The organism is Vitiosangium sp. GDMCC 1.1324 (genome assembly GCF_003044305.1).
Classification (GTDB): domain Bacteria; phylum Myxococcota; class Myxococcia; order Myxococcales; family Myxococcaceae; genus Archangium.
This window is the reverse complement of sequence record NZ_PZOX01000007.1, coordinates 533,865-547,463: the sequence shown is the minus strand read 5'-3', so window position 1 is coordinate 547,463 and position 13,599 is coordinate 533,865. Positions and strand designations below refer to the sequence as shown.

At 71.1% G+C, this 13,599-nt stretch carries 13 protein-coding genes; 6 read left to right on the top strand and 7 right to left on the bottom strand.

Going from position 1 to position 13,599, the window contains the following annotated elements:
* Both DAT35_RS23290 and DAT35_RS23285 read left to right on the top strand, forming a co-directional pair.
* On the top strand, window positions 1-352 hold a 352-nt coding region (locus DAT35_RS23290; RefSeq protein ID WP_146209841.1), incomplete at its 5' end, for a DUF2380 domain-containing protein.
* Window positions 349-819, top strand: coding sequence for an NUDIX hydrolase (locus tag DAT35_RS23285; RefSeq protein ID WP_108069293.1), 471 nt, complete (start codon window positions 349-351; stop codon window positions 817-819). The genes DAT35_RS23290 and DAT35_RS23285, both read left to right, overlap by 4 nt.
* Window positions 820-885: 66 nt before the next feature.
* On the opposite strand, the gene DAT35_RS23280 is transcribed toward DAT35_RS23285, so the two are convergent.
* The 3 genes from DAT35_RS23280 to DAT35_RS23270 all read right to left on the bottom strand — a co-directional run bounded on the left by DAT35_RS23280 (window position 886) and on the right by DAT35_RS23270 (window position 4,234).
* Window positions 886-1,584 carry an acetoacetate decarboxylase family protein gene (locus DAT35_RS23280; RefSeq protein WP_146209840.1) on the bottom strand — a complete coding sequence of 233 codons (699 nt, stop codon included), beginning with the start codon at window positions 1,582-1,584 and terminating at the stop codon, window positions 886-888.
* Between the two features lie 131 nt (window positions 1,585-1,715).
* The gene (locus tag DAT35_RS23275) at window positions 1,716-2,744 is read right to left on the bottom strand and encodes a nucleotidyltransferase family protein (protein ID WP_108069338.1); all 1,029 of its coding nucleotides are present in this window, start codon (window positions 2,742-2,744) and stop codon (window positions 1,716-1,718) included.
* Window positions 2,745-2,749: 5 nt separating this feature from the next.
* Window positions 2,750-4,234, bottom strand: a complete 1,485-nt coding sequence (locus tag DAT35_RS23270; protein WP_108069291.1) for an MraY family glycosyltransferase — start codon at window positions 4,232-4,234, stop codon at window positions 2,750-2,752.
* 170 nt (window positions 4,235-4,404) lie between these two features.
* Here DAT35_RS23270 and DAT35_RS23265 point away from each other — a divergent pair, with 170 nt between their 5' ends.
* Window positions 4,405-5,592, top strand: a complete 1,188-nt coding sequence (locus tag DAT35_RS23265) for a glycosyltransferase family 4 protein (RefSeq protein ID WP_108069290.1) — start codon at window positions 4,405-4,407, stop codon at window positions 5,590-5,592.
* 37 nt (window positions 5,593-5,629) lie between these two features.
* Here DAT35_RS23265 and DAT35_RS23260 read toward each other — a convergent pair whose 3' ends face one another.
* The 4 genes from DAT35_RS23260 to DAT35_RS23245 form a co-directional block, all read right to left on the bottom strand.
* Window positions 5,630-5,935 (bottom strand): hypothetical protein, encoded by a 306-nt coding sequence (locus DAT35_RS23260; RefSeq protein WP_108069289.1) that lies wholly within the window; start codon window positions 5,933-5,935, stop codon window positions 5,630-5,632.
* A gap of 26 nt (window positions 5,936-5,961) precedes the next feature.
* A complete protein-coding gene (locus DAT35_RS23255) occupies window positions 5,962-7,038 on the bottom strand; it encodes a polysaccharide pyruvyl transferase family protein (protein ID WP_108069288.1) in 1,077 nt (358 codons plus the stop codon).
* 105 nt (window positions 7,039-7,143) lie between these two features.
* Window positions 7,144-8,340 carry a glycosyltransferase family 4 protein gene (locus DAT35_RS23250; protein ID WP_108069287.1) on the bottom strand — a complete coding sequence of 399 codons (1,197 nt, stop codon included), beginning with the start codon at window positions 8,338-8,340 and terminating at the stop codon, window positions 7,144-7,146.
* Entirely contained in the window at window positions 8,337-9,863 is a 1,527-nt protein-coding gene (locus DAT35_RS23245; protein WP_158501840.1) for a lipopolysaccharide biosynthesis protein, read from the bottom strand. The genes DAT35_RS23250 and DAT35_RS23245 overlap by 4 nt, the downstream gene beginning before the upstream one ends.
* Before the next feature lie 166 nt (window positions 9,864-10,029).
* Between DAT35_RS23245 and DAT35_RS23240 the strand changes: the two genes are divergently transcribed.
* The 3 genes from DAT35_RS23240 to DAT35_RS23230 are packed head-to-tail and all read left to right on the top strand — an operon-like array spanning window position 10,030 to window position 13,594.
* Window positions 10,030-11,256: a glycosyltransferase family 4 protein gene (locus DAT35_RS23240; RefSeq protein ID WP_108069337.1), complete on the top strand. Its 1,227-nt coding sequence runs from the start codon at window positions 10,030-10,032 to the stop codon at window positions 11,254-11,256.
* Window positions 11,253-12,443 carry a glycosyltransferase gene (locus DAT35_RS23235; RefSeq protein WP_108069285.1) on the top strand — a complete coding sequence of 397 codons (1,191 nt, stop codon included), beginning with the start codon at window positions 11,253-11,255 and terminating at the stop codon, window positions 12,441-12,443. The genes DAT35_RS23240 and DAT35_RS23235 overlap by 4 nt, the downstream gene beginning before the upstream one ends.
* Window positions 12,440-13,594 carry a glycosyltransferase family 1 protein gene (locus tag DAT35_RS23230; RefSeq protein WP_233261654.1) on the top strand — a complete coding sequence of 385 codons (1,155 nt, stop codon included), beginning with the start codon at window positions 12,440-12,442 and terminating at the stop codon, window positions 13,592-13,594. The genes DAT35_RS23235 and DAT35_RS23230 overlap by 4 nt, the downstream gene beginning before the upstream one ends.
* Window positions 13,595-13,599: the final 5 nt, after the last annotated feature.

Below are 13,599 nucleotides of genomic sequence, written 5' to 3'. Positions count from 1 at the left end.
GCACGAGACGGGCAAGGCGGGGGCTGGCATGGCCGAGCCGCCGCGGCACCACGTCATGCCCAAAGAGTTCCGCGAGTGGTTCGAGAAGCGCGGCTTCACTGGCGAGATGGACATTGACGAGTTCTGCGTCAAGCTGGAGCAGGCGCACCACGAGGCCATTCACGGCGGTGGCGACTGGAAGCTGGGGCGCATGTGGCCCGGTGAATGGAACCGGATGATCATGGAGGCGCTGCGCGAAGCCGAGGTAACGGCTGGACGGATGTTGACGCGAAATGAAGTCCTGGACATCGTCGCGTATCGCATGAGGCGCTATGACATCCCAGTGGAGTTCACTCCCTGGAGAGGGCAATGAGCGGCGGACAGGCATGGCGGGGCAACTGGAGGGTCCGCCTGTATGAGCGGGTCCGCGAGCGCGGTTACGATTCGCTCACAGCCTTCGCGAACACCCGCCCCACCGCCTCACTCGTTGCGCTGGCCGAGGAACTCGGCAAGGACGACGTCGCCGGGATGCAGGTGTTGAGTGGGCTGCTCGCCGAGGCAGAGCAGCGCAAGCAGGTCACGCGCTTTGTGCGCGATGTGCTTGTACGCGAACTGATCGAGTGTCTCCCCGACGGCTGGCCGGCCGTGCTGGATGACGCCAACCGTTTCAAGGTTGCCAAGGCGTTCGGCTCGTGGTTGGCCGACACCCCAGAGACCCATAAGGAGCGCGCCAGGCAGGTCAGGACAGCACTCCTCACTACGCCACCGCCGCCCGGCTGGCGCCCTCTCGGACCCGACGACGAATTGCTCCTCGCGCTCCTGCCCGACGAGGAAGTCTGACGAATTTCCCCCCCAAATCGCGAAGGGGCCACAGCGGAATCGCGCCCCTCGTCCCGCTCGCGGCGCTCAATCCACAGGCGTTGCCGCGGGCAGGTTCCACTCGAAGTCCCGCACCTGGCCGCTCAGCCAGGGGCGCGCCCCCACGATGCCGAGCGAGGCCAGCGGGCTGTCCGTCGGAATGGACCACTCCGCCCCTCGCAGCAGCCGGGGCGAAAATCGGATCGCCGCCTTGGGGGCATGCACCCGCCCGCGGAGCATCTGCAGGTTGGGCAGGCCAAGCGGGATGCGGACACTCCGCGGCAGCCCGGCGAGAGGTTGGAAGCGCACCCGCGCCAGCTCACCGCCCCGTGGGTCCCAGCCGGTCCCGGAGAAGACACTCCCGCCGGGTGGCTGGTGGTCGAGCTCGAAGCGCGCCATCTGCTTGGGCATGCCCCACAGCGCGTGCCCCCCACGCATGGCGCGCTCGCTGTCCACCCACATATGGGTGACCGTGAGGCCATGGTGGTGCGAGCCCCGCGTCCTCACGCTGACGGCGCCGAAGAGCTCGCCGTAGGTCAGCACGCTCCCCTCCTGGTAGTCCACGAAGCACGCGGCGACACACGCACGGCCCGCGATGGTGAACAGCTCGAACGCCGGATCCAAACGGACCTGGAGGCGCTCGGCGGGCACCATCCACACGGAGAAGTACATCTGCCCGCGCAGGGCCCAGGGCGCGGGAGGGTAATCGTTCGACATCGAGGGCACTTCGGAGGGGGACGTGCTCACGCTCGAGGCTCCTTCACGCAAGGCGGCACAGCGTAGCCTCCCGAGCCGATGGCACAAGCGCTCATGTCCGAGGGCCACCAATCCCGTGCAATGGCAATCAACTGCTCGCTCGAGATGGGGATGGCGAGGCCTCACCTCGGACGCAGCGCCGCGAGCCCGTCTTCCCTCAGCCTGCGCACGGTATAGCGCGCCATGGGCAGCAGCCGGGGTGCGAGCAGCAGCTTGGCCGCCACCCACACCGGCTTGTGCAGCATCAACTCCGTCTCCAGTAGCCGCTCCGCACTGAAGAAGCGCGCCGCCATCAACCGCTGCCACAGGGGCGGCGCCAGGGCGGCCAGCACCTCTTCCGGCACCGGCGCTCCCAGCAACCGTCGTGCGGCCTCCAATGCGTACCAGGCCAGGTGCGAGAAGGCCGTCCCCCGCGCCACCTCCACCACCCGTCCCCAGTCCAGCCCCGGGCTCGCCAGCACCAGCAGCTTCAAATCAAACAGCCACGCCAGGCGCTGCAGCAGGTGATTGCTCGCATGGAGCGCGAGGTAGACGAGCTCGTCCTCCGCTCGCAGGTAGCGCACGCGCCGGCCCTCCAACACGCGCTCCTCCGCCCGGGCCAACAGCGCCTCCGCCTCCAGCGCCTGGCCGTACCCCACGAGCGCCCGGAAGTGCAGCTCCACCATCCCCGCCGCGCCCGTGAAGGTCAGGTGGTGCTCATGTTCCCGCGCATGTGCCGCCGCCGCCTCGTCCAGGGCCTTGAGACCCAGTCCCACCAGGGCCTCCGACGCCACGGCCACTTTCGCGTCCGCCACCAGCAGATCCACGTCCGTGGTCGCCCGCTGCAGTGGCTCCGGGTATAGACGCGTGGCCAGTCCATACCCCTTCAGCAATACCGGTACCACGCCCACGGCCACCAACGCGTCCAGGCTCCGCAGCAGCAGCGCCTTCACCCGCATGCCTCGCGCCGCCTGGGCCAGCGCCTCGCGCCGCAGGTGCGTGCGCGCCGCCTCGTCCAACGTCCACCCCGCGCGCCCCACCGCGTGCTGCACGAAACCCGCGAGCCCGTGCCGCGCCGCCGCGAGCACCAGCGCCTCCGCGTCCCCGGGCTCGGCGCCTCGAGGGGCCTCCGGCCAGGAATGGAGCACGTCCAGGAGTGCCCGCGCTCCCACCCCGCTCACCGACGCAGGGAGACGACGCGCTGCGGATCCGCCTCGGCCTGGGCCAGCAGCGTCCCGGCCCGGTCCCCTACCGCGTCCGCGACCAGCTCCAGCGCCAGCTCCTCGTCGCGGTTGATCTCCGAGCGTCCGTCGGCCCAGGCAATCAGGAACCGGCCGAGCGCCGAATCCCCGCTCTTCACCTCCAGGGACACCTCCAGCGGCAGCGCCGAGCCCGCGGGCCGCTGTGTCTCGAAGGTGAGGCCGTCCCGGTTGCTCCCTTGCAGACGCTCGAGGCGCAGCTCCAGCCGGGAGGCATCGAGTTCGTCCGCCAACAGCCGCACCGAGGCCCAGATGTCCTTCACCCCGGTGGCGGCGCGCACCGCGTCCGTCACTTCCTTCACCATCGAGCGCAGCCGGATATTCTTGCGCCGGGCCTCGCCCACGCCGCCGGCGTGCCGCAGGTCCAGGTAGCCCAGCTTGCGCATGAGCACCGCCACCACCACCGCCATGCCCGTGAGCAACATGGCGCTCTGCGCGGTGTTGGCCCAGTGCAGGCCGAGCGCCGTCAGGGTGAAGAGCGCGCACAGGCCGTACAGCACCAGCACCGTCGAGCGGTGACTGAGCACCAGCCGACTCATCATCCGGTGGTGGATGTGCTCCTTGTCCGCGCTGAACATGGGCCGGCCGAGCACCGTGCGCCGCACCATGGCCAGCAGCGTGTCCATGATGGGCAGGCCCAGCGCCATCACCGGCACCAGCATGGCCACCGCGGTGCCGCTCTTGGCGCTCGTCTTGATGGAGACGGCCGCCAGCACGAAGCCCAGGAACATGCTGCCCGTGTCCCCCATGAAGATGGAGGCCGGGTTGAAGTTGAAGATGAGGAACCCGAGGATGGCACCCGCCAGCGTCGCCATCATCAGGCACAGCATCACGTCGCCCCGGGTGAGCGCGAGGATGAAGTTGGTGCCCACGCCGAAGAAGGCCACTCCGCCCGCGAGCCCGTCCAACCCGTCAATGAGGTTGAGCGCGTTGATGACGCCCACCACCCACAGCAAGGTGAAGGGCAGGCTGAGCATCCCCAGCGGCAGCGGCGGCCCGAAGGGGTTGGCGATGAGCTCGATGCGGAAGCCGAGCGCGTACAGTCCGAGCGCCAACATCAACTGCACACTGAACTTCAGCTTCGCGCCCGCGCCGCGCAGGTCGTCGTAGAGGCCCAGCGCCGCCACACCCAATCCCCCACCGAACAGGCCCCACACCAGCGCCGTCTGCGCGCGGAAGTGGTTGCCCACTCCCGAGTCCACCAGGAAGAGCGCACAGAGGGGAGCGAAGAACCCGCCGACGATGCCAATGCCGCCCAGGCGGGGAATGGGCCGGGCATGCACCTTCCGGCTGGAGTTGGCCTGGTCCAGCAGGCCCCACGCATGCGCACGGTTGCGCACCACCCACGTCAACACCACGGCCACCATCAGCGCGACGAGGAAGGCCACGAGGTAGGTAATCATCGACGCCTCCATCCCCCAGGGGCGCGCATGGTGGCGGGAGCGCCGCGGAGCGTCAATGTCCCGCAGTACCACCTCCGTGTTGCCTGCATGCTGGGGAGCCCAACAGACGGAAATTTCGAGAACCCCGGCATTTGCTGTCCCGTTGAATTGGAATTCGGTAAGGGGAGCGTATGCACAGGGAACACGCCTCGAGCACGGCCATCGTGTGTGGAGCCGCGGCGGGCTCCGGAGGACTGGGCGGATTCGCGGCTACCGTGGTGCGCGCGCTCGCCCATGAGGGGACCCCGCTTCATGTGCTCGGGCCACATCCCGCCGACTCCCGGCTGGCCTCGCTCCCCGGTGTCGTGTGGCACACGCCTCCGCGTCCCCTGCTCGCGTCCGTGCAGCGCTGGACACCCTACCGGTGGCTCACGGGAGCCTTCCAGCTCCACCAGGACGAGCACCTCGGGCAGTGGGCCGCTTCCCGCCTCGAGCACCTGCGGCCCTCGCGGCTGTACACGTTCACGCAGGTGGGGCTCGAGCCCCTCGAGTGGGCCCGGCGCGCCGGAGTGCCGAGCGTGGTGGACAACCCCAACGGCCACATCGCCGGCTTCCGGGACGTCTACGTCCGCGAGACGTGGCGGCAGGCCCGACGCCCCCACCTGGGACACCCCACGCCCGCGTCGGTGCGCCGCATCCAGCGCGAGTACACGCTCGCGAGCGCCATCCGCGTCTCGTCCCCCTGGTCGCGCGACTCCATGGTCCGCGGCGGCGTGCCCGCGGGGAAGATCTCCGTCATCGATCAGCTCATCGACCTGGAGCGCTTCCGCCCTCCGGCCACCCGGCTTCCGGCCGAGGGACCGCTGCGCGTGTGTTTCGTGGGTTCACTCGACGTGCGCAAGGGATTTCACTACCTGTTGCGCGCCATCCGCCAGGTGGGCTCGGAGCGCGTCCAGCTCCGAATCGTGGGAGCCACCGGAGACCGCGTGTCCCGCCAGCTCTTCGAGCGAGAGCGCCAGGGACTCGCGGTGGAAGCGACGCCGGGAGACCCGCGCCCGGCCTATGAGAGCTCCGAGCTCTTCGTGCTGCCCACGCTGGAGGACGGCTTCGGGCTCGTGGTGGGCGAGGCCATGGCCTGCGGGCTGCCCGTCGTCGTGACGGATCAGTGTGGTGGCGCCGCCTGGGTCGAGCCCGGCCGCACGGGCTGGCTCGTTCCCGCCGGCAAGGAACAGGCGCTCGCGGCCACACTGGAGGAGGCCATTCGCCGCCGCTCGGAGTTGCCACACATGGGGGAGCAAGCACGAGCCGCTGTCGAGGCCCGCGTGGCGGCGGACCCACTGGCCCGCCTGCGCACGTGGTTCGAGTCCGTCACGCCCTGACCTTCAGCTCCAATCGCGAGGGAGTACCTCAAACGACTCATCGCCTGAAAGAGAGCGCCACAAAGGCCGCGAGACCGAACGCCTGGACACTGGTGAGCAGGATTTTGTCCACCCAGGTGCTCACCGTTGACCGGCCGCGGACGAGGAACGCTCCTCTGCGAGCGATATGGAACGCCACGGACAATGCCAGACCGCTCCATGCGTACCAGAAGACAACCACACCCCTGAAGGCATCGCCGCGCGCGACGACCGCGAAGACAAACACCACCGCGCTCATCAAAGCAGCGAGCCCCAGCCACTCCTTCATCGAGGAGGGATGCATCGAAAATTCGAGCCTTCGCATGCTCAAGCCTCCATGGCCATTACCGCTCAGGCGCTCAGCAACTTCCGCACGTAATCGCGGATACCCCGCTGCTTCTCCCGGGCCCGCGCCAGCACGGTGGTCCTCAGACCATCGGCCTGCTCGGACAGGGCCAGCGCCCGCTCGAAGATGTCTCCCTCGGGAGTGGCCAGGTCCACGTGCCACGCCTCCAGCCCCAGCGAGGCCATGAAGTCGAGGCACTTCTCGCGGTAACCCATCGAGAGCACCGGCGTCCCCGCGCAGCACGAGAGCACCGCGGCGTGGAGCCGGACAGCGAGGGTGAGCGTGCACGGGCCGACGAGTTCCAGGTACTCCCTGGCTCGCCCTGGCGTGTGGAGGGGCTCCTCCGGCCGGCCCACCGCGGCCATGAGCCGGCGCATGGGTTCGTAGTCGTTGGAGTGCATGGCCACGAAGACGGGCGTCCAGCCCTGGGCCATGAGGTGCCGGGTGGCGCGCTCCAGGCCCTCCAGGCGCTCGTAGGGGTAGCCCTCGGGTTCCTCGGGAGGCGGCACGGTGATGTTGACGGCGAACCGGCGCGGATGCGTAACCGGCGTGGGCGCCGCCTGCGCGAACACCAGGGCCAGGTCTCCAATCACCTCCGCACGGGAAACACCCAGCGCGTCGAGGGCGGCCTTGGAGTACGGACCCCGAACCCCCACCGCCCGGAAGTCGCGCAGCAGGGCTCGCCACTCCGTCAGGTCCGGCCGGCTGCTCATGTTGAAGCCAGCGCTGCCCACGCCGGTGCCCAGCGTCCAGGCGGGCAGCCCCTGTTGGAGGGCGGTGCGCGCCACGGGCAGCCCATACGGGTTGATGAACGTCCCCCCGCCGAGGATGAACTGCTGGAAGTAGCGCGAGCCGGACAGTCCCAGGCGCGCCAGGCGCACCTCCTGGGGCGGGTAGCGGAAGGTGGCCAGGTGGAAGCCGTCGAGCTCCTGCCGCGCGGCCTCGAAGAGCGCATCGTCGCCGAGGTTCTGGAAGCCATGGCCGCCCACGTACGCCAGACGGGGCCGGCCCTCGAGCAGGGCGGCGAGCCTCAGCCGGGCGGCGGTGACGTTGCGTTGGACGGGGTCGAGAAGGGAGCGCATACGCGGAAGGACCGGGCCCGTCTTGCCACACCGCCCCCGTCCGCGCGAGTGGCATGAGAGCCCCGCGCCGCTCGCGAGGAGAGCGGCCGTGCATCCAATGTTGAGTTATCGCCCGAGCGCCCCGAGGTGCTCGCACAGCGCGTCCACATGGGCCTCTGCGCTGAAGCGCCGAGCCGTGCGCCAGGCGCCCTCTCTGAGCCGCGCATGGTGGCCCGCGTCGGAGAGCGCCCGGACGATGGCCTCCGCGAGCCCCCTGGACGTGGGCGGATTGCTCGGGGCCAGCTCACCGGACACGCCCGGCTCGCACCAGTCGGGAATGCCTCCTACCGCGAAGGCCACCGAGGGCAGGCCCACTCCACCCGCTTCCAGCCCCACGATGCCGAAGGGCTCGGGCCAGACGCTCGGCACCGCGAGCAGGTCCGCCCGCCGCATCAGCTCATCCCGCCCGGCCCGGTCCACCCACCCCGCGAAGCGCACCGGTACCCGCCGCGCCGCGGCCTCTTCCTCCATGCGCGGACGCTCCGGGCCATCCCCCGCCACCACCAGCTCCAACTCGCGTCCCAGCGCCGCACGGGCCACGGGCAGCGCGCGCACCAGCTCCACTCCGCCCTTCAGCTCCGTGAGCCGCCCCACCATCAGCACCTGTCCGGACGAGGGCCTCGGGGAGGGTGGCTCCGGGTCCGGCGCGCCATCCCCGAAGAGGGGAACGCACCTCAGCTGGGACTCGGAGAGTCCGTGCCGGAGGTATTCCTCGCGCATGGCCCGGCTGCCCACCAGCACGGTGCCATAACGGTGCACGAGCGCGAGGCGGCGCTGCTGGTAGCGGTACTCGCGCAGGGCGGTGACAGGGCTGCGCCCGCCGCAGCGGCGCGGGAGGTAGTGCACCAGGCACGCGGGGCCGAGCACGCGCTCGCAAGGCACGGGCGAGGGAAAGGCATGGCGCTTCATCCCGCTGATGCACGTGCCGTAGTAGGCGTGGAGGAAGAGCATCGCCGGGTAGCGCTCCAGCAGCGCCTCCTCCAGCTCGAGGTCCTGCACGCCATGCTGGTAGACACGCTCGGGCCGCCATGCCGCCACGCCCTCGAGCACGCCCTGGCGCCCGAGCGCCGCGAGGCTCCACACGGGAATGTCGAGTCCCTCGTCGATGCGCATCTGGCCGGGGCGGGCGTCGTGCTCGAAGAGGAGCCCGGGGGCATGGCCTCGGGCCTGGAGCAGCGGCAGCAGCGTGCGCAGGTGCGTCTCCACACCGCCCACCACCGCGCGGTGCCGCGTGACGAGGAGGAGGCGAAACGCGTGGCTCATGGCGCTCCCGTGGGCTTGGACACGGACACGCGGGAGAAGAGCGCGTTCCACCGGGGCCGTACATAGGACTCCAGCGGCCCATGGAAGGCGACGGGGCCCACCACGAGTCCGTACAGCAGCGCGGCGGCGGCGCCCGTCACGAGGAATCCCAGGATGTGACCGGGCCCCCAGGCGAGGGACAGCGCGGCGGCGACTCCCAACGTCACCCCGGTGCGCCAGAACCAGGGGAAGAGCGGCCGGAGGAGCTGGCCCAGCGGGATGCCCGAGTGCCGAGCCAGCGCGCGCAGATGGCCCGGGAGGCTCACCAGCGCCAGGCCCGCGAACGTGCCGAGCGGCGCGCCGATGTACCCGAAGAGCTTCACTCCCACCGCGCCGACCGCGAAGGCCAGCAACCCGTCGGCGAGCGAGGTGAGGGCGATGCGGCGCTCATCCCCGAAGGCGAACGTGGCCATGGAGGTGGCGCCGCTCCAGTGGCGCAGCACCATGTTGAGGGCGATGAGCCCGGAGACGCCGAGCCCCAGGTACTTGTCCGGGCCCACCCACCAGCCCACGAAGGCGCCGTTGGCGGCCACCACGCCGGTGGTGAGCAGCCCGCTGACGAGCAGCGAGGCCTGGATGAGACTGGTACACACCTGCAACAGCCGCTCGCGGGACTCGCCGGTGCGCATCTGGCTGAGGCCGGGCAGCGCGGCATTCACGAGCATGCGCGGCTGGTGGATGAGGATGGAGACGGCCTTGGAGGTGCACGCGTAGGCAACTGTGGCCTCGGGGCCGAGCAGCTTGCCGACGAGGAGCAGATCCGTGCCGGTGAGGAGCACGGTGGCGAGCTGGCTGACGGTGACCCACGCGCCCCGGCGCAACCAGGCGAGCACGTCGGCCCACGCGAGCCGGGGCAACCGCCGCGGGAGCACGTGCCGGTGGCGCCACACGAGCCGCGTGCCCGCCAGCGTGGCCTGGAGCAACTGCTGGACGATCCACCCCCACGCGAGCGCCACGATGCCGTGGCCGAGCACCACCAGCAGCACCGTGGTCGCGGTCCCCACGCCCCAGCCCACCATCTGCGAGACGGAGAGCCAGGCGAGGTCCTGCAGGCCCTCGATGAGCGCGGACAACATACGCAGCGGATAGAGGAGGACGAACGCGAACAACGTGGGTCCCAGGGCCGGGCGCAGCGCCTCCCAGTCCGAGGGCAGCAACAACCACAGGCCGAGCGCCGCCGTCCCGATGAGGAGCGACTGCATCAAGGCCAGCCGCAGCGTGAAGCCCACCAGACGCGGCGTGGCCTCCGGGTCCTCCGCACGGCCGGTGGCGATCGCGACCTCCCGAGGCACCAGGGCGATAACGCCCACGTCCAGCAGCAGCAGCCAGCTGAGCAGCTGCATGCCGATGACCCACAGGCCGTATTGCTCGGAGCCGAGGCGCAGGAGCAGGAATCGGGTCAGGAAGAGCCCGACGCACATGGAGAGGAGCTGGTAGGCGTAACCCACCCCCATTCCCCGGAGATAGCGGCGCGTTCGACTCATAGGCGTGCTCCCTATACTGCCATCACCCGGCCTGGGAACGGCCCGCGGATATTCCCACCGAGCCAGGCTCCCCCACCTGCGGGCGGCCAGCCGGGCCTCCGCCCCACTCTCCATGTTTTCAACGCTTCCTTGACCTGGCCGGTGGACCTCTGGTGGGGTCCGCCGCGTGCGTTGGCTCTTCCTCAGTCCGGTGGGAGTGGTGGGCGGTGCGGAGCGGACGCTCCTGGACCTGATGGACTGTCTACGCCGTTCGCCGGAGACCCCCTGGCTCGGGCTCATCGCCGGTGCGGAAGGACCCCTGACTGAGCAGGCACGAGCACTCGGCGTGGAGACACTCGTCCTGCCCCTGCCCTCCGGGCTCGCCTCGCTCGGGGACTCGCAGCTGCGCGGCGCCGGAGCGGACCGCGTCCTGCGCTTCGGCGCCTCCCTGGCCCGGGCCACCCCGTCCGCCGCGGCCCACCTGCTCTCCCTGCAGCGAGCCCTCCGGGACTTCCGTCCCACCCTCGTCCACTCCAACGGACTCAAGACGCACCTGCTCTCCGCGCTCTGCGCCCCGGGCGCGCCCGTGGTGTGGCACCTCCATGACTTCCTCGGCGAGCGGCCCCTGGTGCGGCGGCTGCTGCGGGTGGCCGGGGTGCGCGCGGCGGCGGCCATCGCCAACTCGGCGGCGGTGGCGGAGGACGCACGGCACGTGCTCGGCCGCGTCCCGGTGTTCCCGGTCCACAACGGCGTGGACACGGAGCGCTTCGCACCCGGCCCGGCCGATGGCGGACGGCTCGACACACTCGCGGGACTGCCTCCGGCGCCGGGAGACACGGTGCGGCTGGGGCTCGTGGCCACCTACGCGCGCTGGAAGGGACAGGAAGTGTTCCTCCAGGCGGCGGCGCGCCTGCGGGCCCGGTACCCCACACAGGCGGTGCGCTTCTACGTGGTGGGCAGCCCCGTGTACCGCACGCCCGGCTCCCAGTTCTCCGAGGCGGAGCTGCGCGCCACCGCGCACTCGCTGGGCCTGGAGGGCCACGTGGGCTTCATCCCCTTCCAGTCCGAGCCCGCGCCCATCTACCGGGCACTCGACGCGGTGGTGCACGCCAGCACGCGGCCGGAGCCCTTCGGGATGACCATCGTCGAGGCCATGTCGTGCGCCCGGGCGGTGGTGGTGTCCGCGGCGGGTGGGGCCGCGGAGCTCGTCCGCTCCGAGCACGACGCGTTGACCTTCTCGCCCGGGAACGTGGAGGCGCTCGCCGAGGCGATGGCACGGCTCGTCCAGGAGCCGGAATTGCGCGCGCGGCTGGGCACGGAGGCCCGGCGCTCGGTGCTCGAGCGCTTCACCCGCGAGCGCTACGCCGCGCAGGTACGGGACGTCTACGCGCGGGTGCTGGGAGGGCGGACATGAGCGGTCGGCGCGCGGACGCGCACGGCGTCTCCTGGCACCTCCTCACGGGCGAGTTCCCCCCGCAGCCCGGCGGAGTGAGTGACTACACGTGGCAGGTGGCCGAGGGGCTCGCGCAAGAGGGCTGTGCCGTCCACGTCTGGGCCCCGGGCGAGCGGCAGGACACTCCGCCCCCCGAGGGCGTCACCGTGCACCGGCTCCCCGAGGGCTTCGGTGTGCGAGGCCTCGCGCGACTGGAGCGGGAGCTGGAGCGGCTGCCCGGCCCGAAGCGGCTGGTGGTGCAGTACGTGCCCCACGCCTTCGGCTACCGGGCGATGAACGTCCCCTTCACGCTGTGGCTCGCGAGGCGCCGGCGGGACGAGGTGTGGATGTTCTTCCACGAGGTCTGCTTCCCCTGGGGCTGGAAGCTGCCGTGGCGCCACAACGTGCTGGGGGCCGTCACCCGGGCCATGGCGGCGATCGTCCTGGCGCGAGCGGACCGGCTCTTCGTCTCCACGCCGTGGTGGAACAGGCTCCTCCACGCGCCGCCGCGCCGTGTCCCCATCGAGTGGCTGCCCGTGCCGAGCAACCTGCCCACGCAGCCCCCCGCGAGCGCGGTGGAGCGCATCCGGGCCTCGCTGCGCACGAGCCCGGAGACCGTGCTGCTCGGCCACCTGGGAACGTACGGAGACCTCATCGCGGGCCTGTTGGAGGAAGTGCTGCCCGAGCTGCTGCGCGAGGACGCGCGCCGCGTGGCGGTGCTGGCTGGCCGGGGGGGCACGCGCTTCGCCGAGCAACTCACCCGCCGCTACCCGGAGCTCACCGGACGCGTGCGCGCACTGGGCGGACTGCCGGGAGACGAGCTCGCGGCCACGCTGAAGGCCTGCGACGTGCTGCTCCAGCCCTTCCCCGATGGGCTCAGCACGCGCCGCAGCAGCGCCATGGCGGGACTGGGGCTGGGCGTGCCACTGGTGTCCAACGCCGGCCCCGCCACCGAGCCCCCGTGGCATGGCTCCCACGCACTCGCCCTGGCCCCCGAGCCCACGGGTGCCGCCGTCCTGAAGGCCGCCAGGGAGCTGATGTCCGCGCCGGAGACGTGGCCCGCCCTGGGCCGGCGCGCCGCCGATTTCTACACGGAGAATTTCTCGCTCGCGCACACGCTGGACGTGCTGCTGGACCGGACGGATGCGCGCGCAGTGGAGGACACATGAGCCGCAACCATCGCCCGCTGCGCCTGGCGTTGTTGATGGATCCGCTCGGCGAGGGCTGGCCGAGCATGGACCTCGCGGGCGAGGCGCTGCACGAGCAGTTCAGCGGCCCGCTGGCGGAGTCGGTGTGGGTGACGTCGGTGCGCCCCAAGCTGCTGCCCGTGGCGAGGAAGCTGCCCGTGCTGCGCGAGCGCCGCGATGCGCTCAACATGGACCGGGTGCTCACGCGCTTCCTCGCCTACCCGGCCCGGGCGGCCCTCCGCACGCGAGGGCAGGACGCGTACCACGTGGTGGACCACACATATGCGCAGCTCGTGCACGCGCTGCCGCCCGAGCGCACGGGCGTGTACTGCCACGACCTGGATGCCTTCCGCAGCCTCGTGGAGCCGGAGAAGGAACCTCGGCCGGCATGGTTCCGGGCCATGGCGTGGACCACGCTGAAGGGACTGCAACGGGCGGCGGTGGTGTTCCACGGCACGCGCGCGGTGCGCGAGGAACTGCTGCGCCACAAACTGGTGCGCCCCGAGCGACTGGTGTACGCGCCGCCCGGTGTCTCGGCGGAGTACGGACCCGAGCCGGTGCCGGGAGACACGAGCGACGAGGTGCTGCGTCCACTCGGAGGCCGGCCCTACGTGTTGCACGTGGGTAGCGGGATTCCTCGCAAGCGCGTGGACGTACTCTTCGAGGTCTTCGCGGCACTGCGCCGTCAGCATCCGGACCTGCGCCTGGTGCAGCAGGGAGCGGCGCTGAGCGAGGCCCAACGGGCCCACGTGGAGAGGCTCGGCATCGGTGATGCACTGCTCCAACCTCCGAAGCTCGACCGGGCGACGCTGGCGGGGCTGTACCGGAAGGCGCGGGCAGTGCTGGTGACGAGCGAGGCCGAGGGCTTCGGGTTGCCCGTCATCGAGGCCCTGGCCTGCGGAACGCGCGTGGTGGCGAGCGACCTGCCCGTGCTGCGCGAAGTGGGCGGCGACACCGTCACCTATGCCCCGGTGGGAGACATCGGCGCCTGGACGGAGTCGGTGCAGCGCCTGCTGGAGTCCACGGAGCCCGACACAGCCCGGAGCCAGCGGGTGACGCGTGGACGCGGCTACTCGTGGACGAACCACGCGCGCATCATCCTCGACACCTACCACCGGCTCACGGGGTACTGAAAGCC

Excerpts from the sequence above, each read along its gene's own strand:
- DAT35_RS23260 (WP_108069289.1), bottom strand. The coding sequence starts at position 5,935 with ATGCGAAGGCTCGAATTTTCGATGCATCCCTCCTCGATGAAGGAGTGG.
- DAT35_RS23230 (WP_233261654.1), top strand. The coding sequence starts at position 12,440 with ATGAGCCGCAACCATCGCCCGCTGCGCCTGGCGTTGTTGATGGATCCG.
- DAT35_RS23235 (WP_108069285.1), top strand. The coding sequence starts at position 11,253 with ATGAGCGGTCGGCGCGCGGACGCGCACGGCGTCTCCTGGCACCTCCTC.
- DAT35_RS23255 (WP_108069288.1), bottom strand. The coding sequence starts at position 7,038 with ATGCGCTCCCTTCTCGACCCCGTCCAACGCAACGTCACCGCCGCCCGG.
- DAT35_RS23265 (WP_108069290.1), top strand. The coding sequence starts at position 4,405 with ATGCACAGGGAACACGCCTCGAGCACGGCCATCGTGTGTGGAGCCGCG.
- DAT35_RS23270 (WP_108069291.1), bottom strand. The coding sequence starts at position 4,234 with ATGATTACCTACCTCGTGGCCTTCCTCGTCGCGCTGATGGTGGCCGTG.
- DAT35_RS23285 (WP_108069293.1), top strand. The coding sequence starts at position 349 with ATGAGCGGCGGACAGGCATGGCGGGGCAACTGGAGGGTCCGCCTGTAT.
- DAT35_RS23250 (WP_108069287.1), bottom strand. The coding sequence starts at position 8,340 with ATGAGCCACGCGTTTCGCCTCCTCCTCGTCACGCGGCACCGCGCGGTG.
- DAT35_RS23245 (WP_158501840.1), bottom strand. The coding sequence starts at position 9,863 with ATGAGTCGAACGCGCCGCTATCTCCGGGGAATGGGGGTGGGTTACGCC.